This window comes from Hylemonella gracilis ATCC 19624 (assembly GCF_000211835.1).
In the GTDB taxonomy this organism is placed as follows: domain Bacteria; phylum Pseudomonadota; class Gammaproteobacteria; order Burkholderiales; family Burkholderiaceae_C; genus Hylemonella; species Hylemonella gracilis.
Map to the genome: position 1 here is coordinate 69,234 of NZ_AEGR01000029.1, position 20,606 is coordinate 89,839.

The following is a 20,606-nucleotide window of genomic DNA, read 5'->3' on the forward strand; positions in this document are numbered from 1 at the left end:
TGGCATCTGTGGGAATCAGCGTCACGGGATTGGGGCTCAGAAGCGCGGCTGCACTCCCGTGAAGGCCGGGTCGTACTTCTTCATCTGTCCAAGGTCATCCCGGTTGCGGATGCCGCAGCGCAGGTAGTTGTCGTGCAGGCGGGCCAGGGCCTCGCGGTCAATGGTCACACCCAGGCCCGGGCCAGTGGGCACGCGCAGGCTGCCGTTCTCGAACTTCAGACGGCCCCCCGTGACGATCTCCTCGTCCTGCCAGGGGTAGTGCGTGTCGCAGGCGTAGGTCAGCAGCGGCACGCTGGCGCAGAGGTGCGTCATGGCCACCAGGCTGATGCCCAGGTGCGAGTTGCTGTGCATGGACAGCCCCAGGTCGAAGGTGCGGCAGAGCATCGACAACTGCTGCGTGGCGCGCAGGCCGCCCCAGTAGTGGTGGTCGCTCAACACGATCTTCACCGGGCAGCCCATGTCGGCGTTGCGGCGGAATTCCGCGAAATCGGTCACGACCATGTTGGTGGCCAGGGGCACGTCACATTCGCGCGCCACGGCAGCCATGCCGTCCAGGCGAGGCGCCGGATCTTCGTAGTACTCCAGCACGCCGTGCAGCTGCTGCACGATCTTCAGGCTCGTTTCGACGGTCCAATTGCCGTTGGGGTCGATGCGCAGCGGCGTGCCGGGGAAGGCCTGCGCCAGCGCGAGGATGCCCGCGGCCTCCTGCTCGGGCGGCAGCGCGCCCGCCTTGAGCTTGATGCTCTGGAAGCCGTATTGGTCGATCATGCGCCGCGCTTGCGCGACGAGCTGCTCAGGCTTCAGCGCCTCGCCCCAGGCATCGGGCGCATAGGGCTTTTCGATGTGCTCGGCGTACTTGTAGAACAGGTAGGCCGAGTAGGGCACGCGGTCACGCGCCGCGCCGCCCAGCAAATCCACCACGGGCGCGTTCGCCATCTGGCCTTGCAGGTCCATCATGGCCACTTCGAAGGCGCTGATCACCTTGGCCACGGTCTTGGAGACATGCGTGCCGGGCGCCAGCGAGACCTGTTGCGTCAGGAACTCCGAGGTGGTTTGCTTCGGGGGCGTGACCAGGGCACGCACGCGCGCTTCCATCTCGTTCAGCGACCAGGGGGACAAACCTTGGAGCGCGGGCGCGGCCTTGGCCAGCGCCTCCAGCATGGGCAGATCGCCGTAGCTTTCGTTGATGCCGACCAGACCAGCGGCTGTCTCGATTTCGATGATCGAGCGCAGCGCCCAGGGTTCGTGGATGCCCGCCGCGTTCAGCAGCGGCGGGTCGCGGAAGGCGATGGGCGTGATGCGGACATGCCGGATGGCGTGCGAGGTACTCATGAAGCGCGGAAAACGTGAAGGATGTTCTGGGGGCTCACTTGATCAGCATGTGCGGTAGCCACAGCGAGAAGCCCGGCACGTAGGTCACCAGCATCAGACACACCGTGAGCGCGCCGTAGAAGGGCAGGATGGAGCGCATCACCTGCCCGACCGATATCTCGCCAATCGCACAGCCGACAAACTGCGTCACCCCCACCGGCGGGGTGTTCAAACCCAGCGCGCAGTTGATCAGCATGACGATGCCGAACTGCACCGGGTCCATGCCGAACTGAACCGCGATGGGCAGAAAAATGGGCGTGCAGACCAGGATGGTGGCGGCCATGTCGAGGAAGGTGCCGAGCAGGAACAGCAAGATGTTGATCATCAGGAAGATCACCCAGGGCTCGCTGCTGATGCTCTGCATCAGCTCGCCGGTCTTCTGCGGCACTTCGTACAGGGCCATGAAGTAGCCGAAGGCCGAGGAGATGCCGATCAGCAGCAACACCACGCCCGTGGTCTTGCAGGCTTTCGCGCAGGCCTTCATGAAGTCCTGCCAATTGAGCGAGCGGTACACCAAGGCCGTGACCAGCAAGGCCCACAGCACCGCGACCGACGCCGACTCGGCGGGCGTGAAGATGCCTGAGAGAATGCCCGCCAAGATGATGACGACGATCAGCAGGCCCGGAGCGGCGGCCAACGCGGTGCGCAGTACTTCGCGCCAGCCGGGGAACTTGCCGCGGGTGGCATAGCCGCGCTTGACCGCGACGTAATAGGCCGCGCCCAGATTGCACAGCGTCAGCAAGATGGCGGGGATGATGCCGGCCAGGATCATGGCGAGCACGCTGACCGAGGCGATGCCCGTGGTGGCCAGCGTGAAGATGATGATGTTGTGCGAGGTGGGCATCAGCACGCCGACCAGGGCGGCGTGGGTGGTGACGTTGACGGCGTAGTCGGCGTCGTAACCCTCCTTCTTCATCAGCGGAATCATCACCGAGCCCATGGCGGACACGTCTGCCAAGGCGGACCCCGAGACACCGCCGAACAGCGTGCAGCCGACGACGTTGCTCATGCCCAGGCCACCGCGCACGTGGCCCACGAGGCTGTTGGCGAAGCGCACGATGCGGTCGGCGATGCCGCCGTAGAGCATGAGCTCACCGGCGAACACGAAGAAAGGGATCGCCATGAAGGAGAACACCTGCATGCCGCCGACCATCTTTTGGAAGACGATGGGTACCGGCACGCCCGCGTAGAGCACGGTGGCGACCGAGGCCAGGCCGATCGAGAACGCCACGGGCACGCCGACGAGCAGCAGGGCAATGAATGTGATTGAGAGTACGGCCAGTTCCATGAAGAGCGCCTTGTCGGGAAAATTTCAGTGCAGCAATCGATTGCGTGATTCGCCGATGCCGCGAATCAGTACCAGGCGGGCTCGACTTCTTCGCCGCGCAGCAGGGCCAGGATGTGTTCGAAGGAGAACATCACGATCAGCACGCCGGCGATGACCAGCGCAAGGTAGTCGAGTCCCGCGGGCACGCCCAGCAGGGGATCGAGTTCGTCCCACTTGAGACGGGTCCAGAGCCAGCCGCTAGAGACCATGATGGCGCCGAACAGGGCGATCAGGGCGTGAATCAGCACCTCCACTTTCAGGCGCATTGATTCGGGCAGCAGCGTGACCAGCGATTCCAGGCCAATGTGGCCCGCGTCGCGCACGCCCACGGCCACGGCCAGGGCCGTGATGTAGAGCACCAGCTCTAACGCCAGCGCTTCGGTCCAGGTGGGGGTGTCATTGAAGATGTAGCGGCCGATCACCTGGGTCTGCACCGACAAGATCAGCATGATCAGGCCCACGATGGCCAGAATCAGACTCGTCTTGCTGAGCAAGGCACAGAATCGGGTGTAGAGGTGTTTGGCTGGCGGGCGATGGGGCGAGCCAGCGTTGGGCGTGAAAGTCATGGGGGCGTCGTCGGAAGGACGGAGAGGGAAACAGGCGCACGTCCTGTGCAGCTACGGCTGCGTGGGACGTGCGCCTTGAGTCGCAGTCTTGGGGGTTACTTGGTGTCCTGGACAGCCTTCACCAGGCGCTGCAGGTCAGGCGTGGTGATGAACTTGTCGTAGACCGGCTTCATGGCGTTCTGGAACTCGGCCTTGTTCACGTCCTTGACGAGCGTGGCGCCGGCCTTGGTCACGATGTCGATGGCCTTGGCGGTCTGCTCGTCCCACTTTTGACGTTGGAACTTCACCGATTCCTTGGCGGTTTCACGGAACAGGGCTTGGTCAGCGGGCGACAGCTTGTCGAAGAAGGCCTTGGAGATCACCAGCATTTCCGGGGCCATCGAGTGCTCGGTGTACGAGTAGAACTTCACCGCTTCGTAGTGCTTGAAGCCTTCGTAGGAGGGCTCGTTGTTCTCGGCAGCGTCGATCACGCCGGTCTTGAGGGCCGTGTAGACCTCGGCGGTGGGCATGGGCGTGGCGTTGGCGCCCATGGCGCTGGCCACGGCCACCCACAGGTCCGACGGTTGCACGCGGATCTTCATGCCCTTGACGTCGGCGAGGGTGCGCACCGGCTTCTTGGAGTAGATGGAGCGCGCGCCGCTGTCATAGAAGGCCAGGCCGACCAGCCCCTGGTGTTCGCAACCCTTGAGGATTTCCTCGCCGATCGGGCCGTCCAGCGACTTGCGCATGTGCGAGATCGAACGGAACAGGAAGGGCATGGTGGGCACCAGGCTCTTGGGGCAGATGGCGTTGAGCGAGCTGATGTTGACGCGGTTCATTTCCAGCGCGCCGATCTTCACCTGGTCCAGGGTTTCCTTCTCGGAACCGAGGGCGCTCTTGTTGAAGACCTTGATCTTGTACTTGCCGCCGCTGCGCTTGTCGAGCTGTTCGCTCATGTAGCGCACGGCCGCGACGGTGGGGTAGTCGTCGCTGTTGTGCACGTCAGCCGAGCGCAGCTCGACGGCGGACGCCGCGCCGGCCAGGCCGATGGCGGCCAGCAGCGCGACGAGGGGACGCAAGGATTTCTTCATCATGGTTGTCTCCTGGTTGGTTGTGAGTGGAGGGAAGGGAAACTCAGGTCTTGTCGAAGGGGCCTTGCTTGACAAAGCCACCGCCGTGGTGGATCAGGCCAGCGTCCTTCGTGTCGATCACGGGCTGGCGGGCTTCGACGGCGGCGCGGAAACGCTCCGAGCTGTCTTGCGGGCGATAGCCGATGTGCCGCGCCTTGCTGTTGTCATACCAAGCGGTGGCGTTGTCGCTGATGCCATAAATCACGCTGTGGCCGACCACTGGTGCGGTCAGCGAGGACACGACCAGGCGTTCCAGGTCGTCGTAGCTCATCCAAGTGCCGAGCATGCGGCGGTCGCGCGGCTCAGGGAAGGACGAACCAATGCGCATGGACACGGTCTCGATGCCGTAGCGGTCCCAGTAGAACTGGGCCAAGTTCTCGCCGAACGCCTTGGACAGGCCGTAGTAGCCGTCGGGGCGCATGGGGACGTCGGTACCGACCACTTCGTCTTGGCGGTAGAAGCCCGTGACGTGGTTGGAGCTGGCGAAGACGATGCGCTTGACGCCATGGCGGCGCGCGCCTTCGTAGACGTTGAAAGTGCCCGTGATGTTGGCGGGCAGAATTTCTTCGAAGGAATGCTCGGTCGAGATGCCGCCAAGGTGCACCACGGCGCTGACGTCCTTGAGCAGAGCGTCCACGGCGGCCTTGTTTTCCAGGGCCACGGGCATGACTTCCTCCCCAGGTCCGGCGGCACCCAGGTCCGCGATGTCGGACAGGCGCAGCACGTCGCAGTAGGCCTTGAGGCGGCGACGCAACTCCCGGCCCAGGCCGCCGGCGGCACCGGTCAACAGCAGGCGAGGAAAGCGCAGGGAAGTGGAATGGGCAGCGGACATAAGGGGAAGCGAGGGGATGTGGCGGTTTAAAGCGCAGGATGGATCAGATAAAGTCGCGTGACAACTTGCAATTTGTTATCAGTTGTCGTACAACAATCTTCGTGCCTCACAGAAGGCTTGTCAATGCCAAGTAACTCAGGGGAATCCCCAGTGCACACTGCTTTCCGTCGTCGTCCCCGAACCTTGGCCCTGGAGTTGGTCGAGTCGCTCGGCGACCGCATCCGCGACGGTCGCATCGCTTCCGGTGACAAGCTACCGACCGAGGCGGCCATCATGGCCGAGTTCGGTGTCAGCCGCACGGTGGTGCGCGAAGCCATTTCCAAGATGCAGGCGGCCGGCTTGGTGGAGACCCGGCATGGCATCGGCACTTTCGTGGTCGGTTTGGGGGACAGCGCGGCCTTTCGCATCGCGCCGGAGCAACTGGGCACGCTGCGCGACGTGATCGCCGTGCTGGAGCTGCGCATCGGCATCGAGACCGAGGCGGCGGCGCTGGCGGCCACCCGCCGCACCCAGCGCAATCTTGAGGAAATGCGGTCCTCGCTGGATGCCTTCGCGGCGGCCTTGGTCGAAGGGCGCGACGCCGTGGGGCCCGATTTCCAGTTTCATCTGGAAATCGCGCGCGCCACGCAAAACCCGCATTTCGCTGAATTCATGGGCACCTTGGGGGCCATGATCATCCCGCGGGCGCGTCTGGGTGCGGGGGAGGACGCGCAGGAGGAGGCGTTGCGCTATCTGCGGCGCGCCAACGGCGAGCACGAGAACATCTACGACGCCATCGTCAGCCAAGACCCGGAAGCGGCCCGCGCCGCGATGCGCACCCACTTGGCCAACAGCCGGGAGCGCCGCCGCCGCGTGGCCCAGCTGTCCGGGGAATCTGGCGCTAAATAAGAGAAAAAGACCGGGTGCCAGCCGGTTCAAGGGGTGCTCGGTGCTTGCCCGAGGGTTTGCCTGAGGTTGACAGATGGTGTTCATGTTGTACGATGACTGATAAGTTGTGCGTTCTATCGCACATCCCGTCTCGCATTCCCCATTCCTCACCGCTCGCGTACCTCGCGGGCATTCGTACAAGCTCAGGAGTCCCATGAATCCGCAAGAACTCAAATCCATCATGTCTCACGGCCTGTTGTCGTTCCCGATCACGGACTTCGACGCGCAGGGTGAGTTCCGCCCCAAGACCTACATCGAGCGCCTGGAGTGGCTGGCCCCGTACGGCGCGAGCGCGCTGTTCGCCGCCGGTGGCACGGGTGAGTATTTCTCGCTGTCCGGTCCCGAGTACGGCCAGGTCATCAAGACCGCCGTGGACACCTGCCGCGGCAAGGTGCCGATCATCGCTGGCGCTGGCGGCCCGACCCGCACCGCCATCGCCCATGCACAGGAAGCCGAGCGCCTGGGCGCGCACGGCATCCTGCTGCTGCCGCACTACCTGACGGAAGCGGGGCAGGAGGGCTTGATCGCCCACGTGGAGGCCGTCTGCAAGAGCGTGAAGTTCGGCGTCATCGTCTACAACCGCGACCGCACCCGCCTCACGCCCAACTCGCTGGCCATCTTGGCTGAGCGTTGCCCCAACCTGATCGGCTTCAAGGACGGCGTGGGCAACATCGAGATCATGTCCTCCATCTACATGAAGATGGGTGACCGCTTCGCCTACCTGGGTGGCCTGCCGACCGCGGAGGTCTATGCCGCGGCCTACAAGGCGCTGGGCACGCCGGTGTATTCGTCGGCTGTGTTCAATTTCATTCCCAAGACCGCGATGGAGTTCTACAAGGCCGTGGCCGCCGACGACATGGCGACCCAGCATCGCCTGTTGAAGGATTTCTTCATGCCCTACCTGAACATCCGCAACCGCGTTGAGGGTTATGGCGTCAGCATCATCAAGGCCGGAGCCAAGATCGTGGGTCACGACGGCGGTCCGGTGCGCGCGCCCTTGACCGACCTCACGCCGGCCGAGATGGAAGAACTCGCCGCGCTGATCAAGAAGCTCGGCCCGCAATAAGCCAGGGTGGGGCGGTTCATCCGCCCCCCCTCGGCCGTGCTTGATCGCGCTGGATCCAGCCGCGGTCAGAGCCGCCGCGCCAACCATCGCCTCAGACAAAGACAAGGAGACAAGCCATCATGAAGAAACGTGCATTCCTGTTCGGCCTGTTCACCGCGCTGGCCTTGGCCGGCGCATCGGTGTTCGCGCAGCCGACTGCTTACCCCAGCAAGGCGATCCGCATCGTCGTGCCATTTCCCGCTGGAGGCACCTCGGACGTGCTGGCCCGTCTGATCGGCGTCAAAATGAGCGAGAAGTTCGGCCAGCCCGTGATCGTCGAGAACCGCCCGGGCAGCGCGGGCAACCTGGGTGCCGATCTGGTGGCCAAGTCGCCAGCCGATGGGCACACCTTTGTGCTGATGGACGTGGGCAACCTGACCATCAGCCCCGCGCTGTACAAACTGCCCTTTGACGTGCTGCGCGACTTCGCGCCCGTGGCCATGGTCGGTTATTCGCCCCACTTGCTGGTGGTGAGCACCCAAGTGCCTGCTGACAACCTCGCTGACTTCGTCAAGTACGCCAAGGCCAATCCCGGCAAGCTCAATTTCGCCGCGGCAGCGGGCATGGGCAGCGCCACCCACTTGGCGGGCGTGCAGTTCGCCCGCCGCCTGGGCATTGATTGGAGCTATGTGCCTTACAAGGGCGGTGCCCAGGCCATGACCGATCTGGTGGGGGGGCACATGGACGTGACCTTCAACGGCATGGTCGCCACCTACCCGCACGTCAAGTCCGGCAAGCTCAAGCTGCTGGCCGTTTCCAGTGCCAAGCGTTGGAGTGAACTGCCCACCGTGCCCGCGGTGGCCGAGAGCCTGCCTGGTTTCCTGACCGGCAGCTGGCAGGGCCTGCTGGCACCCGCGGGTACGCCGCCTGCCGTGATCCGCGCGGTGCACGACGAAGTGCTGCGCATCACGGCCTTGCCCGAAATCCGTGAAAAACTCCAGACCCTGGGTTTCGAGCCCTCGCAGATGAGTCCCGCCGAGTTCGGCACCTGGCTCAAGGCCGAGATTCCGGCCATGGCCAAGATCGTGAACGACGAGAAAATCACTGTCGAATGAAGCGGCCCTGGCGCTCAACCGGAGAAACACCATGAAAAAGACGTTGTTGACTTTTCTGTTGGCGATCAGCGCGAGTGTTGGCGCCTGGGCCTGGCCTGACAAGCCGGTCACCCTGCTGGTGCCGTTCCCGCCGGGAGGCTCCACCGACCTGATCGCGCGCACGCTCGCGGCCAAGTTGCAAGAAAAGCTCGGCGGCACGTTCATCGTGGACAACAAGGCCGGAGCCACTGGCACCATCGGTGCCGCCCAGGTCGCGCGTTCAGCGCCGGACGGCCACACCATCTTGGTGGCTTCGCTCGGCCCGTATGTGATCGCTCCGCACCTCCTGGCCAAGGTGCCGTATGACGCGCTCACGGACTTCGACTACATCACGGTCGCCGTGCAGGCCCCCAATGTGCTCGTGGTGCCGGCGGTTTCGCCGCACAATTCCCTGAAGGATGTGCTGTCCTATCTGCGCGCCAATCCGGACAAGATGACCTTCGCGTCGTCCGGCAGCGGCAGCAGTGACCACCTGACTGCCGAGCTCTTCTGGCAGCAGACCAAAACCTCCGGCGTGCACGTGCCCTACAAGGGCGGTGGCCCGGTGATGACGGACCTGCTGGGCGCCCAGGTGGACTCGTCCTTCATGAACATCAACACCGCCATGCCGCAGATCAAGGCGGGCAAGCTCAAGGCCTTGGCCATCACCAGCGCCAAGCGCTCTCCGCTGCTGCCCGAGGTACCCACCCTGGAAGAATCGGGCATCAAGGATGCCAATGTCTATTCTTGGCAGGCCATCGCAGCGCCCAAGGGTTTGCCCGCCGCGATCAAGACCAAGTTGCATGCGGCCATCGTGGCGGCGCTCAACGAGCCGGATGTCAAACCCAAGTTGCTGGAGTTGGGCTTTGAGATCGTGGGCAACACGCCCGCCCAATTCACTGCTTACCAAGCCGCCGAGTTCGCTCGCTGGAAGAAGCTGATCGCGGATCGCAAGATCACGGCCAACTGATTTCCTTGTCCATCACCACGGTTTTTTTCGAATCGCCCTGGATCCCATTGTCGAACCCATGTCCAAGCACTCCACTCCCGTCATCACCGAATTGCGCGCCGTGCCCGTCGCAGGGCAGGACAGCATGTTGCTCAACCTGTCGGGCGCGCACGCACCGTATTTCACGCGCAACCTGCTGATCCTGCGCGACAGCGCGGGTCGCACGGGCGTGGGCGAGGTGCCCGGGGGCGAGAAGATCCGCCAGACTTTGGAAGACGCCGCGGAATTGGTGGTCGGCCAGCCGCTGGGTGATGTGCAGGCGGTGCTCAACGCCATGCGCGCGCGTTTCGCCGACCGCGACGCGGGTGGGCGCGGACTGCAGACTTTCGATCTGCGCACCACCATCCACGCCGTGACCGCGGTGGAAAGCGCCATGCTGGATTTGCTGGGGCAGCACCTGAACGTGCCCCTGGCCGCCTTGCTGGGCGAGGGCCAGCAGCGCGCCTCGGTGGAGATGCTGGGTTACCTGTTTTTCCTCGGTGACCGGCGCAAGACCGACCTGCCCTACCGCGAGGAGTCGCGTTCAGATGACGCTTGGTTCCGTCTGCGCAATGAAGTCGCGATGACGCCCGAGGCCGTGGTGCGACTGGCCGAGGCCGCGCACGCCAAGTACGGCTTCAATGACTTCAAGCTCAAGGGCGGTGTGCTGCGTGGCGACGAAGAGGTCGAAGCGGTGATTGCCTTGCACGAGCGTTTCCCGCAGGCCCGCGTGACGCTGGACCCGAACGGCGGCTGGTTGCTCAAGGATGCGATCCGGCTGGGTCAGCGCATGCGCGGCGTGGTGGCCTACGCTGAAGATCCCTGTGGCGCGGAAGAGGGTTTCAGTGGCCGTGAGGTCATGGCCGAGTTCCGACGCGCCACGGGCTTGCCCACGGCCACCAACATGGTGGCGACCGATTGGCGCCAGATGGTGCACGCGCTTTCGCTGCAAAGTGTTGATATTCCCTTGGCCGACCCCCATTTCTGGACCATGGCCGGCTCCGTGCGCGTGGCCCAGACCTGCCGCGATTGGGGCTTGACCTGGGGCTCGCATTCCAACAACCACTTCGACGTCTCGCTGGCGATGTTCACGCACGTGGCTGCCGCGGCGCCGGGCAAGGTCACGGCCATCGACACGCACTGGATCTGGCAGGACGGCCAGCGCTTGACGAAGAACCCGCTGCAGATCGTTGGGGGCCATGTGCGCGTGCCCTCGAAGCCGGGATTGGGCGTCGAGTTGGACATGGCCGAAGTCGAAAAGGCGCACCAGCTCTACCTGCAACATGGTTTGGGCGCGCGCGACGACGCCGTGGCCATGCAGTACCTGGTTCCTGGCTGGAAGTTCGACAATAAGCGTCCCTGCCTCGTGCGCTGATTGCCGGTTCGCGACAACGATGCACATTCCCGCGGCCTGACTGCCGCGTTTTTCCTGGACTTCTCATGAGCACCACTTTCTCCTCTTACAACGCTCGCACCGGTGAGGTGCTGTCCACCCTGAATGCCTCCACGGCGCAGGACATCGACGCTGCCTGCACGGCCGCCGCCGCGGCTTTCCCGCTCTGGCAAGCCAGCAGCGGCGCGCAGCGCGCCACCTTGCTGCGCGCCTTGGCCCAGGGGCTAGAGACCGAACGCGAGGCCCTGATCGCACTGGCCGACCAGGAGACTGCGCTGGGACTGCCGCGCCTGTCGGGTGAGCTGGACCGCACGGCCTTCCAACTGCGCCGTTTCGCCGACATCGCCGAGCGTGGCGTGCCTTTCGAGTTCGTGGACGACCCCGCCGTAGCCGGCGCTCCGCCGGCGGGCCATCCGGCCATGCAACGCTGGAGCGTGCCGCTGGGTCCGGTGGCCATGTATGCGGCCAGCAATTTCCCCTTCGCTTTCTCGGTACTGGGTGGCGACACGGCCTCGGCCCTGGCGGCGGGTTGCCCCGTCGTGGTCAAGGCGCATCCGGGCCATCCGCGGCTCTCGCGCCAGGTGTTCGACATCATCCAGCGCACGCTGAGCGCTCAGGGCTTGCCGGCAGGTCTCGTGGGGATGGTGCAGGGCATCAGCAACGAAGTGGGCGTGCAACTGGTGCGCCACCCCGCGATCGCTGCAGCCGCCTTCACCGGGTCCACGCGCGGCGGCGCTGCCTTGTCCGCCGAGGCTGCGGCCCGTCCGCGCCCGATTCCCTTCTACGGTGAACTGGGCTCGATCAACCCGGTCATCGCCTTGCCGGCCGAGCTCCAGGCCAAGGGCGCCGACCTGGCGACCGCCTTGGCCGGTTCCATCGCCCTGGGCTCGGGCCAGTTTTGCACCAACCCCGGCGTTATCGTGTTGATCGATGGCCTCTTGCCCGATGGCAAGTCCATCAACGACGGCTTTGTCGCTCAGCTGGCCCAGGCTTTGGGCGGGCAAAAGCCCCATGCCATGCTGACGCAGGGCATGCGCAAGAACTTCGCCGCAGGTGTGGAACATTGGGCCGAGGCGGGCGCCACCCTGGTGTTGCACCAGCCCGCGCCGCTGGAGCAACCGCCCCATCCAGAATTGGCGCAGGTCACTGCCGCGCAGTTCATCGCCAAGTCCGTGCTGCGCGAGGAAGTCTTTGGCCCCAGCAGCCTGGTGGTGCGCGCGGCCAGCGCGGCCGAGGCTTTGCAAGTGTTGCAAGCCGTCGGCGGTAGCCTGACCGTGACCGTCTGGGGCGCGCAGGCTGAAAGCGCCGAGGTGCAGAGCCTGGTCCGTGGCGCGATGGCGATTGCGGGCCGCGTGCTGTTCGCGGGCGTGCCGACGGGCGTGGCCGTGACGGCAGCGCAGCAGCATGGTGGCCCCTGGCCCAGCAGCAGCCGCCCCGAGAGCACCTCGGTCGGTGACGCGGCACTGGCGCGCTTCCTGCGTCCGGTGGCTCTGCAGGACGCACCCGCTTGGCTCACGGCACGGCAGGGTCGGCCTCTCTGAGCGAGAGGCCCCCACCGCTGTATCCAACACGACCGCCACCTGACGGTGGCGGACTTTTTTCCGATCCGGCCACCGACATGGTGGCCGTTTGTTTTTCCCGGACCCTGGGGTAGGACAGGCGGCTCAGCCGTTGAGCGCGGCCTTCACGGCGGCGCTGACTTGGCCCATCTCGGCCTTGCCGGCGAGTTTGGTCTTGACCGCGCCCATGACTTTGCCCATGTCGCCTGGCCCCTTGGCTCCGAGTTCCGCGACGATGGCCTTGACCTCGGCGGCCACTTCTTCGGCGGACAGGCGCGCGGGCAGGTAGGCTTGGAGCACCGTCACCTCGGCTTTTTCCTTGTCCGCCAGGTCTTGGCGTGCGGCTTTCTCGAAGGCTTCGATGCTGTCCTTGCGCTGCTTGAGCAGTTTGTCCACGACCGCGACGACCGCGGCGTCATCGAGCGTGATGCGTTCGTCGACTTCCTTCTGCTTGATCGCGGCCGTCAGCAGGCGGATGGTGCCCAGGCGCTCCATGTCCTTGGCGCGCATGGCGCTCTTCATGTCTTCGTTGATCTGGTCCTTGAGGCTCATGGTCATCTCCATCTGGAAAGGAAAGGGAAGCCGGAAAAAACAAAACCCACGCCAAGCGTCCCCGGCGCGGGTTTCATGGGACTGTAGGCCTGGCGGCGTTCAGTCCTGCCGTACCGAATCAATACAGCTTCTTGGGCAACTGCATCGAGCGGATGCGCTTGTAGTTGCGCTTGACGGCGGCGGCCTTCTTGCGCTTGCGCTCGGCGGTGGGCTTTTCATAGAACTCGCGGGCGCGCAGGTCGGTCAGCAGGCCCAGCTTTTCGATGGTGCGCTTGAAGCGGCGCAGGGCCACGTCAAACGGCTCGTTTTCTTTGACACGGATGGTGGTCATTCAATCGTTCCGAAATGTGCGGTCAGAGGGAAGGCAGGAAGATCGGGCCTGTCAGCCATGCACCGCGAAGAGTCCCCCGTCTATGGTCTTAACTAGTATTTGGCCGACGGGGTTATGCCAGCAAAGCCGCTAATTATAGCCGGTTTGCCATGCGCGACAAGTTGGATTCGGCCAAACCAGCGCCTTGCAGTCCCATCCAGGGTGGCTGGACCTATCGCTCGAACCATGGGTTGGGTCGGCGCCGTCCATCGGGCGCGGGCGCATCGGTTCGGACGTGCATGCCGCCTCCGTGCTCAACGTGGCCCCGGCGTCAGGGCCATTGCGCAGGCATGGGCGCTGGCCCAGGCCCATTGGAAGTTGTAGCCCCCAAGCCAGCCCGTCACATCCACCACTTCACCGATGAAATACAGGCCGGCCTGGGCACGAGCCTCCAAGGTCTGGCTGCTCAGTTCGCGGGTGTCCACGCCACCGGCGGTCACCTCAGCCTTGGCATACCCCTCGCTGCCGGCGGGGGTGAGCGTCCAGCGCCTCAAGCGCTCGGCGAGGGCGGAGAGGGCCTTGTCACTGGTTTCGGCCACGGGCCGCTGCCATGCGGGGTCTTGCGCGGTCCAGGTTTCGGCCAAACGGGTTGGCAGGAGATGGGCCAGTTCCTTGGAGAGCAGCTTGCGCGACTGCTGTTTGGCCTCGGCGAGGTGGGCGGCGATGTCCTGCCCTGGCAGCAGGTCGATGTGCAAAGGCGTGCCCTCTTGCCAATAGCTCGATATCTGCAGAACCGCGGGACCCGAAAGGCCTCGGTGGGTGAACAGCAGGTCTTCCAGAAATGCCATGCCGGTGTGTTGGCTCTTGCCGCGAGGACGCTTTGGGGCGCCGTCCGCAGTGTCGCCTGCTGGGGCTGGGGCTGGGGCTGGGGCTGCGGCTGGCGGTTCGGCCTCGATCTTCACGGGCAGGGCCAGGCCGGCCAGTTCGGCGTAAGGCGCCCAAGCCGAGCTGTCAAAGGTCAAGGGCACCAGGGCTGGGCGCGGTGTGACGACGCGCAGGCCGAACTGCCGCGCGAGGCGATGCCCGAAGTCCGTGGCGCCAATCTTGGGAATGGACAAGCCGCCCGTGGCGACCACGAGGGAATGGCTTTGCACCGGGCCGCGTTCGGTGTCCAGCTCATAGGTCGTCCCCCCGGCAAGGCTTGCAACGTGCCGCACCGCCCGCACCGCGCAGGGTTGCCAGTGCGTCACCCCGCCAGCCGCGCATTCGCGCAGCAGCAGTTGGACGACGTCGTCGGCCGAGCGATCACAGAACAGCTGGCCCTTGTGCTTTTCATGCCAGGGAATTCCCGCGCCTTGCAGCAGGTTGATGAAGTCTGCCGGTGTGTAGCGTGCCAGCGCGGACCGGCAGAACTCCGGGTTTTCACCGAGGTAATGCTTGTGGGGGGCGCGCGGGTCCAGGTCGCGATTGGTGAAGTTGCAACGCCCGCCGCCAGAGATGCGGATTTTTTCGGCCACCTTGACCGCGTGGTCAATGAGCAAGACTTTGAGGCCACGTTGTCCCGCGACGCCCGCGCAAAACAGGCCGGCCGCACCTGCCCCGATCACCACCACATCGAATTGCTGCATGGGGCGGCAGTGTAAGTGCCATGCTCCTTCGCACTCGCGACGCCAAGGAATGGACGTAGGTCGACGTTGTTGATCGGTGTCGGCCGACCGAAGGAGCTAAAAAAATGATTTCGGTGTTACCGTCAATCTGATTACGATTGGCGATTGATTTGTCTCATCTTGCCCGCCAGGTCCTGTAAGCGCCTTGATGTATTCTTTTCGCCCAAAAAACGTGCGAGCTGATCGAGACATGGGCAAAGGGATCGGCACATAAGAAAGGTCTGGACACGATGGCTGCAGAGAAAGCATTGGTTCCCGTGAATATCTCGGGAATCCGGGAGGGTGAGCCTTTGCCCTTTCACCTTCGCAACGAAGATGGCCAGATCTTGGCTTACCGGGGGCAGTTGGCGCAGCGCGACGTCTTGGAGCGCCTGATTTTTCGCGGTAGACAGCTGTTCATCGACGCGGCGGAGGACTATTCCGGCGCCTGGGACGAATCGAGCGGCAACGGCCCGATCTTGCGGCCGCGCGGGCAGAACTGGTATGACTACCAGGAGGAAGCCAACGTCCTGCTGCGGCTGCCCGAGGATCCCCGCTTCTTGGCGAGGCTGACTCGTTTCCACGACCACCTGCGCGAACTCGCCATCGCCAACCCTGACGCGGCCTTGCTGGCGCTTTTTTATCTGTCGACCATCGAGGTGCGCTTCTACAGCGCGACGCACGCCATGTTGGTCAGTGTGATGTGTGGCCTGGCGGCTCGCAATGTGTTGAACTGGCCCGAGGACAAGGAGCGCACGCTGAGCCTCGCGGCCCTGTCCATGAACGTCGGCATGACAGAGCTGCAGGACACCCTCGCACGCCAGACCACCGTGCTGGCGCCGGATCAAAAAGTGCTGGTGGCCAACCACTCGTCGCGGTCGATGAGCCTGTTGCACCGCGCGGGAGTGACCGACCCGGAGTGGCTGGAAGCCGTGCGCATGCACCACGCCACGTTCTCCGGTGGCCTGGGCGCCGAAGTGCCATGGGCCGAGCGCATGGCGCACCTGATCCAGCGCGCGGATTCCTTTGGGGCGCGTCGAGCGCCCCGCGCCACGCGCGCGCCCCTCGTCGCCGCGCGCGCCATGCAGTCCATTTATTTTGATCAGAACAAGCAGATCGATCCGGCGGGTGCGGCCCTCATCAAAGCCGTGGGCATCCATACGCCCGGGTCTTTCGTTCAGCTGGAGACCGGGGAAGTGGCCATCGTGGTCAAGCGTGGGCAGATCACGACCACGCCCAAGGTGCTGGTCCTGACCAATGGCGATGGCGTCGCCCTTTCCCGGTTCATTGCGCGAGACACCGCGCTGCCTGGACAGCGGGTGGCTCGCGCGGTGGAGCGCAGCGAGATCAAGATCAGCATCAACCTCGAGAAAATCCTCGCATTCGCTTGAGTCCGCGCGGGTTTGGGGGAGGGCCTACACTGCGCGCCATGCCTGACCACCCCCTTTCCTCGTCGCCTGATGCTGTCACGCGCATCCTTGGCATCGAATCCTCTTGTGATGAGACCGGCGTGGCCTTGGTCGAAACCCGCGACCAGGCCGCGCCGCGACTGCTGGCCCACGCGCTGCACAGCCAGATCGCCATGCACCAGGCCTATGGGGGCGTGGTGCCCGAATTGGCCAGTCGCGACCACATCCGCCGGGTACTGCCGCTGACGGCGCAGGTGATGCGCGAAGCGGGTCATGTGCTGGCCGACATTGACGTGGTGGCCTACACGCGCGGCCCTGGCCTCGCTGGCGCCCTGCTGGTGGGGGCAGGCGTGGCCTGCGCGCTGGGCGCGGCCCTGGGCAAGCCGGTGCTGGGCGTGCACCACCTCGAAGGGCATCTGCTGTCGCCGTTCCTGAGTGCCGACCCTCCGGAGTTCCCCTTCGTGGCCTTGCTGGTCTCGGGCGGACACACTCAGCTGATGCGCGTGGATGGGGTGGGGCAATACCAGCTGCTGGGCGAAACCATCGATGATGCAGCGGGCGAGGCCTTCGACAAGTCGGCCAAGTTGATGGGCTTGGGTTACCCGGGCGGGCCGGCTTTGGCGAAACTGGCAGAGCAAGGTGACCCCGCGGCCTTCAAGCTGCCGCGCCCTTTGCTGCACAGTGGCGACCTGGACTTTTCCTTCGCGGGTTTGAAGACGGCGGTGCTCACGCAATCGCAGCGCCTGCGGCAGGTCTCCGACGAGGAATTCGAGGCGCGCAAGGCCGATCTGGCGGCGTCGACACAGGCGGCCATCGTGGACGTGCTGGTGAAGAAGTCACTGGCCGCTCTGGAAACCACCGGGCTCAAGCGCCTGGTCGTGGCCGGTGGCGTGGGGGCCAACAAGGCACTGCGCGCGCAACTCAACGCAGCCTGTGCCAACCCCCGCCGCAGGGGGGGGGTGGTGCGCGTGCATTACCCCGAATTGCACCTGTGCACCGACAACGGCGCCATGATCGCCTTGGCTGCCGCCATGCGTTTGCAATCTGGTCAGCAGCGGGCGCTGCCTGCCGCCAGCTTCGAGGTCAAGCCACGCTGGCCGCTCGACGCAATCACCGTCGCCACGGCCTGAGCCACTCGTGCGGCTCAGGGCCAGTGGACTGGCGAATGACGGTGCGTCAGCAAAAACGCCCTATCGGACACGGTGAGGTGCTGCATCGCAACACTCGCCTGGGCTGGCGGGCCCAGGGGCGTCTTCAGTTGACCGTCAGCTTGACGCTGCGGTCTTGGGGCTGCACCTTGGCGAGTTTCAGCGTGAGTACGCCATGCTCGAGCTTGGCTTCGCTGGCGCTGGCGTCGATGTCCTGGGCCAGTTCGTAGACAGCCTTGTACTGCCGCTTGGCTTCGGCCAGCGTCTCGATGCGCACGACATTGCCTTCGATGCCGATGGACAGCTGTTCGCGAGAGACGCCAGGCATGTCGAAGGTCAGTTCGATGAACTTGTCGTCTTGCGTGGCCTCGGCGGCTTCGCCGAAGAAGCGGCCGCGCGCGGCATGGTCGAATACCCGATCAAGCGAGCGGTCAAAAGCGCGCAGAGAGGGAACGAAGGTGGAACGACGCAGAGCGGGAACGAACAACATGGTCAACTCCTGAGTTGAAAATCGGCGGGCTACGGCACGCGACTCGCGTGCTTGCAACCCTTACACTGCGCGGCTTTCAACCACGATTGCCGCTTGGTCCACATCTGTTGGCGCGGCCCTGTTTTTCAAGAGAGCTCCTCCGTGCACCACCGCATGTTTTCCCGGGTCTTGAAGCTGGCCATCGCGGCCCTATCTGTCGCGGTTTCGGCATACGCCCAAATCGCCGCGCCAGCGCCTCAGGCCGCGCAGGCATCTGCCGCGCAGCCCGTCCGCATCGCCATGATCGAAGGCTTGAGCGGGCCACTGGGCAATGCGGGTGAGGCGGTGCACCGCAATCTGGTGTGGGCCATCGAGCGGGTGAATGCTCGGGGCGGTCTGCAGTTGGATCTGCGTCGTTACGACAGCAAGGGCCAGACCGAGGAGGCCTTGGCCGCCCTGCGCGCCGCGATCGACGATGGCGCGCGCTTCATCATGCAGGGCAACAGCTCTTCCGTGGCGGCGGCTCTGATCGACGCCATCGACAAGCACAACGAGCGCGATCCGGCGCGGCGCGTGCTCTTCCTCAATTACTCGGCGGTCGACCCCATTCTCACCAACGAGAAATGCAGCTTCTGGCACTTTCGTTTTGACGCGCATGCCGACATGCGCATGGCCGCGCTGATGCGGGTGCTGCAGGAAGACCGCACCGTGCGCTCGGTCTACCTGATAGGTCAGGACTACAGCTTCGGCCAGGCGGTGCTGCGCGAGGCTCGGCGTCAACTCGGCGCCTTGCGGCCCGATATTCAGATCGTGGGCGAGGAGCTTCATCCCATCGGACGAGTGAAGGACTTCCTGCCCTACGCGCAGAAGATCAAGGCCAGGACGGCTGAAGTGCGTGGCACTTCGGCCGTGATCACGGGCAATTGGGGCAATGACCTCACCCTCTTGATCAAGGCAGCCCGCGAGGCAGGCTATGACGGCAAGTTCTACACCTTCTACGGCAATGCCCTCGGCGCGCCTGCCGCCCTTGGCGCGGCCGGTGTCGGGCAGGTCGTGGCCGTGGCGGATTGGTTGCCCAATGTGCCAGGCGCTCAGAGTGAGGTCTTCTACCGCGCCTTCCGCGAGCGCTTCCCCCGGCCCGAGGACGACTATGTGCACATGCGCATGCAGTTGATGATGGAAACCCTGGCGCAAGCCATCCAAAAGGCGGGTTCCACGGACGCGACGGCGGTGGCCCGTGCCTTGGAGCAGGCGGACGTGACCCTGTCCGGCCAACGAGGCCGCATGCGCGCGGGCGATCATCAATTCCAGCAGCCCTTGGTGGTGGGGGTGATGGCACGTCAGGCTGGTGATGGCGAGAAGGATGGCGTGAAGTTCGACGTGGAAGGCTCGGGTTATGGTTTCCGCGTGATCCGCCAGTTGAAGGCGGAACAGGCCGAGCAGCCGACGACCTGTCAGATGGTGCGGCCCTGACCCTTTACGCTTCGCTCCGCGCGCCTGAGTTCCCTTTCTTCACGTTCCTTTGTTTCAACAACCGCTCTAGCACCGTGGTCGACCATGCGACGCATCATCCGAAATCTTGAAGAATCCAAAATTCGCGAAGTGGCCAACGCCGGTCTGGGGCGCGCTGATCTCCTGACGTTCTGGTTTGGAGAGAGTGACGAAACCCCGCCAGACTTCGTGCGCCAAGCGGCCGTCAACTCGCTGGAAAAAGGGGAGGTCTTCTACACGCATAACCTGGGCTTGCCCGAGCTGCGCCAGGGGTTGGCTGGGCATCTGAGTCGCCTGCACGGCGCGGTCAGCGCCGACCGCATCGCCGTGACCTCGGGGGGCGTCAATGCCCTCATGATCGCCATGCAAGCCCTGCTGGACGCGGGCGATGAGGTGGTCATCGTCACGCCGGTTTGGCCCAATTTGGTGGCTCAGCCGCAGATATTGGGCGCCAAACTCAAGCCCGTGCCGCTGCGGCCCAGCGATGGCGCCTGGATGCTCGACATGGACGCGCTGCTGGCGGCGGTGACGCCCGCGACCAAGCTGCTCGTGGTCAACGCGCCGTCCAACCCCACGGGGTGGGCGCTCACGCGGGCCGAGCAGCAGCGCATCTTGGCGCATTGTCGTCAAACCGGCACCTGGATCCTGGCCGACGAGGTGTATTCGCAGCTCTATTACGACGCTGAAGGTGGCGGGCCGCGAGGCGCTGCGCCCAGCTTTCTGGACATTGCCTCCCCGGAGGACCGGCTGATGGTCGTGGGCAGTTTCTCCAAGGCCTTCCTGATGACGGGCTGGCGCCTGGGCTGGCTGGTGCTGCCGCCGTCCTGCACGCATGACGTGGGCAAGCTCATCGAGTTCAACACCTCGTGTGCCAGCGTCTTCACTCAGCGCGCGGCCATCACCGCCCTGGAGCGCGCTGACGAGATCACGCCTCGCGTGGTGGCGCATTTGAAGCAATGCCGCGACACCTTGGTGCCGCTCCTGCAGGCGGTGCCGGGCGTTGAACTGGCCATGCCGCGGGCAGGCATGTACGCCTTCTTCCGCATCGCGGGCGGCGCGGGCGAGTTCGCGGATGGCGTGGCTCTGGCCAAGCGCCTGGTGGCCGAGGCAGGATTGGGCTTGGCACCGGGGGAGGCCTTCGGCCCGGAGTCCGCGGGGTGGCTGCGCTGGTGCTTTGCCTCACGAGACCTGGCGCGCTTGTCGCAAGGCGTGGGGCGTCTTCAGGATTGGATGAAGGCCTGAGCGTGGCTCGGTCTGGGGCTCGTCCATGGCTCCGTCGCAGACTGCCATGAGGTTTTCGCTATAATTGGCCGGTTTTGCATGTCGGGAAG

At 64.7% G+C, this 20,606-nt stretch carries 19 protein-coding genes; 10 read left to right on the forward strand and 9 right to left on the reverse strand.

Going from position 1 to position 20,606, the window contains the following annotated elements:
- Nucleotides 1-36: 36 nt before the first annotated feature.
- The 5 genes from HGR_RS02340 to HGR_RS02360 all read right to left on the reverse strand — a co-directional run bounded on the left by HGR_RS02340 (nt 37) and on the right by HGR_RS02360 (nt 5,205).
- On the reverse strand, nt 37-1,332 hold the full coding sequence (locus HGR_RS02340; protein WP_006296460.1) for a glucarate dehydratase family protein: 1,296 nt from the start codon (nt 1,330-1,332) through the stop codon (nt 37-39).
- A gap of 34 nt (nt 1,333-1,366) precedes the next feature.
- A complete protein-coding gene (locus tag HGR_RS02345) occupies nt 1,367-2,659 on the reverse strand; it encodes a TRAP transporter large permease (protein ID WP_006296461.1) in 1,293 nt (430 codons plus the stop codon).
- A 65-nt stretch (nt 2,660-2,724) separates the two neighbouring features.
- Nucleotides 2,725-3,264, reverse strand: a complete 540-nt coding sequence (locus HGR_RS02350; RefSeq protein WP_006296462.1) for a TRAP transporter small permease — start codon at nt 3,262-3,264, stop codon at nt 2,725-2,727.
- 95 nt (nt 3,265-3,359) lie between these two features.
- Nucleotides 3,360-4,337, reverse strand: a complete 978-nt coding sequence (locus HGR_RS02355) for a TRAP transporter substrate-binding protein (protein WP_006296463.1) — start codon at nt 4,335-4,337, stop codon at nt 3,360-3,362.
- A 40-nt stretch (nt 4,338-4,377) separates the two neighbouring features.
- A complete protein-coding gene (locus HGR_RS02360; protein WP_006296464.1) occupies nt 4,378-5,205 on the reverse strand; it encodes an NAD-dependent epimerase/dehydratase family protein in 828 nt (275 codons plus the stop codon).
- Between the two features lie 123 nt (nt 5,206-5,328).
- Between HGR_RS02360 and HGR_RS02365 the strand changes: the two genes are divergently transcribed.
- The 6 genes from HGR_RS02365 to HGR_RS02390 all read left to right on the forward strand — a co-directional run bounded on the left by HGR_RS02365 (nt 5,329) and on the right by HGR_RS02390 (nt 12,232).
- Nucleotides 5,329-6,093: a FadR/GntR family transcriptional regulator gene (locus HGR_RS02365; protein WP_050797364.1), complete on the forward strand. Its 765-nt coding sequence runs from the start codon at nt 5,329-5,331 to the stop codon at nt 6,091-6,093.
- 193 nt (nt 6,094-6,286) lie between these two features.
- The gene (gene kdgD, locus HGR_RS02370; protein WP_006296466.1) at nt 6,287-7,198 is read left to right on the forward strand and encodes a 5-dehydro-4-deoxyglucarate dehydratase; all 912 of its coding nucleotides are present in this window, start codon (nt 6,287-6,289) and stop codon (nt 7,196-7,198) included.
- Nucleotides 7,199-7,317: 119 nt separating this feature from the next.
- Complete coding sequence (locus HGR_RS02375; protein ID WP_006296467.1) at nt 7,318-8,292, forward strand: Bug family tripartite tricarboxylate transporter substrate binding protein; 975 nt, start codon at nt 7,318-7,320, stop codon at nt 8,290-8,292.
- Nucleotides 8,293-8,323: 31 nt separating this feature from the next.
- The gene (locus tag HGR_RS02380) at nt 8,324-9,280 is read left to right on the forward strand and encodes a Bug family tripartite tricarboxylate transporter substrate binding protein (RefSeq protein WP_006296468.1); all 957 of its coding nucleotides are present in this window, start codon (nt 8,324-8,326) and stop codon (nt 9,278-9,280) included.
- A 58-nt stretch (nt 9,281-9,338) separates the two neighbouring features.
- Nucleotides 9,339-10,673 (forward strand): glucarate dehydratase, encoded by a 1,335-nt coding sequence (gene gudD, locus HGR_RS02385; protein ID WP_006296469.1) that lies wholly within the window; start codon nt 9,339-9,341, stop codon nt 10,671-10,673.
- 65 nt (nt 10,674-10,738) lie between these two features.
- Nucleotides 10,739-12,232, forward strand: coding sequence for an aldehyde dehydrogenase (NADP(+)) (locus HGR_RS02390; RefSeq protein WP_006296470.1), 1,494 nt, complete (start codon nt 10,739-10,741; stop codon nt 12,230-12,232).
- Nucleotides 12,233-12,355: 123 nt separating this feature from the next.
- Here HGR_RS02390 and HGR_RS02395 read toward each other — a convergent pair whose 3' ends face one another.
- The 3 genes from HGR_RS02395 to HGR_RS02405 form a co-directional block, all read right to left on the reverse strand.
- On the reverse strand, nt 12,356-12,802 hold the full coding sequence (locus HGR_RS02395) for a GatB/YqeY domain-containing protein (RefSeq protein WP_006296471.1): 447 nt from the start codon (nt 12,800-12,802) through the stop codon (nt 12,356-12,358).
- A 118-nt stretch (nt 12,803-12,920) separates the two neighbouring features.
- Nucleotides 12,921-13,133: a 30S ribosomal protein S21 gene (gene rpsU / locus HGR_RS02400; RefSeq protein WP_006296472.1), complete on the reverse strand. Its 213-nt coding sequence runs from the start codon at nt 13,131-13,133 to the stop codon at nt 12,921-12,923.
- 293 nt (nt 13,134-13,426) lie between these two features.
- On the reverse strand, nt 13,427-14,740 hold the full coding sequence (locus HGR_RS02405) for a BaiN/RdsA family NAD(P)/FAD-dependent oxidoreductase (RefSeq protein WP_006296474.1): 1,314 nt from the start codon (nt 14,738-14,740) through the stop codon (nt 13,427-13,429).
- A gap of 296 nt (nt 14,741-15,036) precedes the next feature.
- Here HGR_RS02405 and HGR_RS02410 point away from each other — a divergent pair, with 296 nt between their 5' ends.
- Both HGR_RS02410 and tsaD read left to right on the forward strand, forming a co-directional pair.
- Complete coding sequence (locus HGR_RS02410; protein ID WP_237701359.1) at nt 15,037-16,149, forward strand: HD-GYP domain-containing protein; 1,113 nt, start codon at nt 15,037-15,039, stop codon at nt 16,147-16,149.
- 38 nt (nt 16,150-16,187) lie between these two features.
- Nucleotides 16,188-17,297, forward strand: a complete 1,110-nt coding sequence (gene tsaD / locus HGR_RS02415) for a tRNA (adenosine(37)-N6)-threonylcarbamoyltransferase complex transferase subunit TsaD (RefSeq protein ID WP_050797365.1) — start codon at nt 16,188-16,190, stop codon at nt 17,295-17,297.
- Nucleotides 17,298-17,421: 124 nt separating this feature from the next.
- Here the strand turns inward: tsaD and HGR_RS02420 are convergent, their stop codons facing one another.
- Entirely contained in the window at nt 17,422-17,805 is a 384-nt protein-coding gene (locus HGR_RS02420; RefSeq protein WP_006296480.1) for an Hsp20/alpha crystallin family protein, read from the reverse strand.
- A 153-nt stretch (nt 17,806-17,958) separates the two neighbouring features.
- Between HGR_RS02420 and HGR_RS02425 the strand changes: the two genes are divergently transcribed.
- Nucleotides 17,959-19,257: a branched-chain amino acid ABC transporter substrate-binding protein gene (locus tag HGR_RS02425; protein ID WP_006296482.1), complete on the forward strand. Its 1,299-nt coding sequence runs from the start codon at nt 17,959-17,961 to the stop codon at nt 19,255-19,257.
- A gap of 84 nt (nt 19,258-19,341) precedes the next feature.
- The gene (locus HGR_RS02430; protein ID WP_006296483.1) at nt 19,342-20,517 is read left to right on the forward strand and encodes a pyridoxal phosphate-dependent aminotransferase; all 1,176 of its coding nucleotides are present in this window, start codon (nt 19,342-19,344) and stop codon (nt 20,515-20,517) included.
- The last annotated feature ends 89 nt before the right edge of the window (nt 20,518-20,606 follow it).

Bases quoted from the DNA above. Each gene is read 5' to 3' on its own strand.
- HGR_RS02425 (WP_006296482.1), top strand. From the start codon at position 17,959: ATGTTTTCCCGGGTCTTGAAGCTGGCCATCGCGGCCCTATCTGTCGCG.
- kdgD (WP_006296466.1), top strand. From the start codon at position 6,287: ATGAATCCGCAAGAACTCAAATCCATCATGTCTCACGGCCTGTTGTCG.
- HGR_RS02390 (WP_006296470.1), top strand. From the start codon at position 10,739: ATGAGCACCACTTTCTCCTCTTACAACGCTCGCACCGGTGAGGTGCTG.
- HGR_RS02340 (WP_006296460.1), bottom strand. From the start codon at position 1,332: ATGAGTACCTCGCACGCCATCCGGCATGTCCGCATCACGCCCATCGCC.
- HGR_RS02380 (WP_006296468.1), top strand. From the start codon at position 8,324: ATGAAAAAGACGTTGTTGACTTTTCTGTTGGCGATCAGCGCGAGTGTT.
- HGR_RS02345 (WP_006296461.1), bottom strand. From the start codon at position 2,659: ATGGAACTGGCCGTACTCTCAATCACATTCATTGCCCTGCTGCTCGTC.
- HGR_RS02420 (WP_006296480.1), bottom strand. From the start codon at position 17,805: ATGTTGTTCGTTCCCGCTCTGCGTCGTTCCACCTTCGTTCCCTCTCTG.
- HGR_RS02405 (WP_006296474.1), bottom strand. From the start codon at position 14,740: ATGCAGCAATTCGATGTGGTGGTGATCGGGGCAGGTGCGGCCGGCCTG.
- HGR_RS02360 (WP_006296464.1), bottom strand. From the start codon at position 5,205: ATGTCCGCTGCCCATTCCACTTCCCTGCGCTTTCCTCGCCTGCTGTTG.
- rpsU (WP_006296472.1), bottom strand. From the start codon at position 13,133: ATGACCACCATCCGTGTCAAAGAAAACGAGCCGTTTGACGTGGCCCTG.
- HGR_RS02375 (WP_006296467.1), top strand. From the start codon at position 7,318: ATGAAGAAACGTGCATTCCTGTTCGGCCTGTTCACCGCGCTGGCCTTG.
- HGR_RS02430 (WP_006296483.1), top strand. From the start codon at position 19,342: ATGCGACGCATCATCCGAAATCTTGAAGAATCCAAAATTCGCGAAGTG.
- HGR_RS02365 (WP_050797364.1), top strand. From the start codon at position 5,329: ATGCCAAGTAACTCAGGGGAATCCCCAGTGCACACTGCTTTCCGTCGT.
- HGR_RS02395 (WP_006296471.1), bottom strand. From the start codon at position 12,802: ATGAGCCTCAAGGACCAGATCAACGAAGACATGAAGAGCGCCATGCGC.
- gudD (WP_006296469.1), top strand. From the start codon at position 9,339: ATGTCCAAGCACTCCACTCCCGTCATCACCGAATTGCGCGCCGTGCCC.
- HGR_RS02355 (WP_006296463.1), bottom strand. From the start codon at position 4,337: ATGATGAAGAAATCCTTGCGTCCCCTCGTCGCGCTGCTGGCCGCCATC.
- tsaD (WP_050797365.1), top strand. From the start codon at position 16,188: ATGCCTGACCACCCCCTTTCCTCGTCGCCTGATGCTGTCACGCGCATC.
- HGR_RS02350 (WP_006296462.1), bottom strand. From the start codon at position 3,264: ATGACTTTCACGCCCAACGCTGGCTCGCCCCATCGCCCGCCAGCCAAA.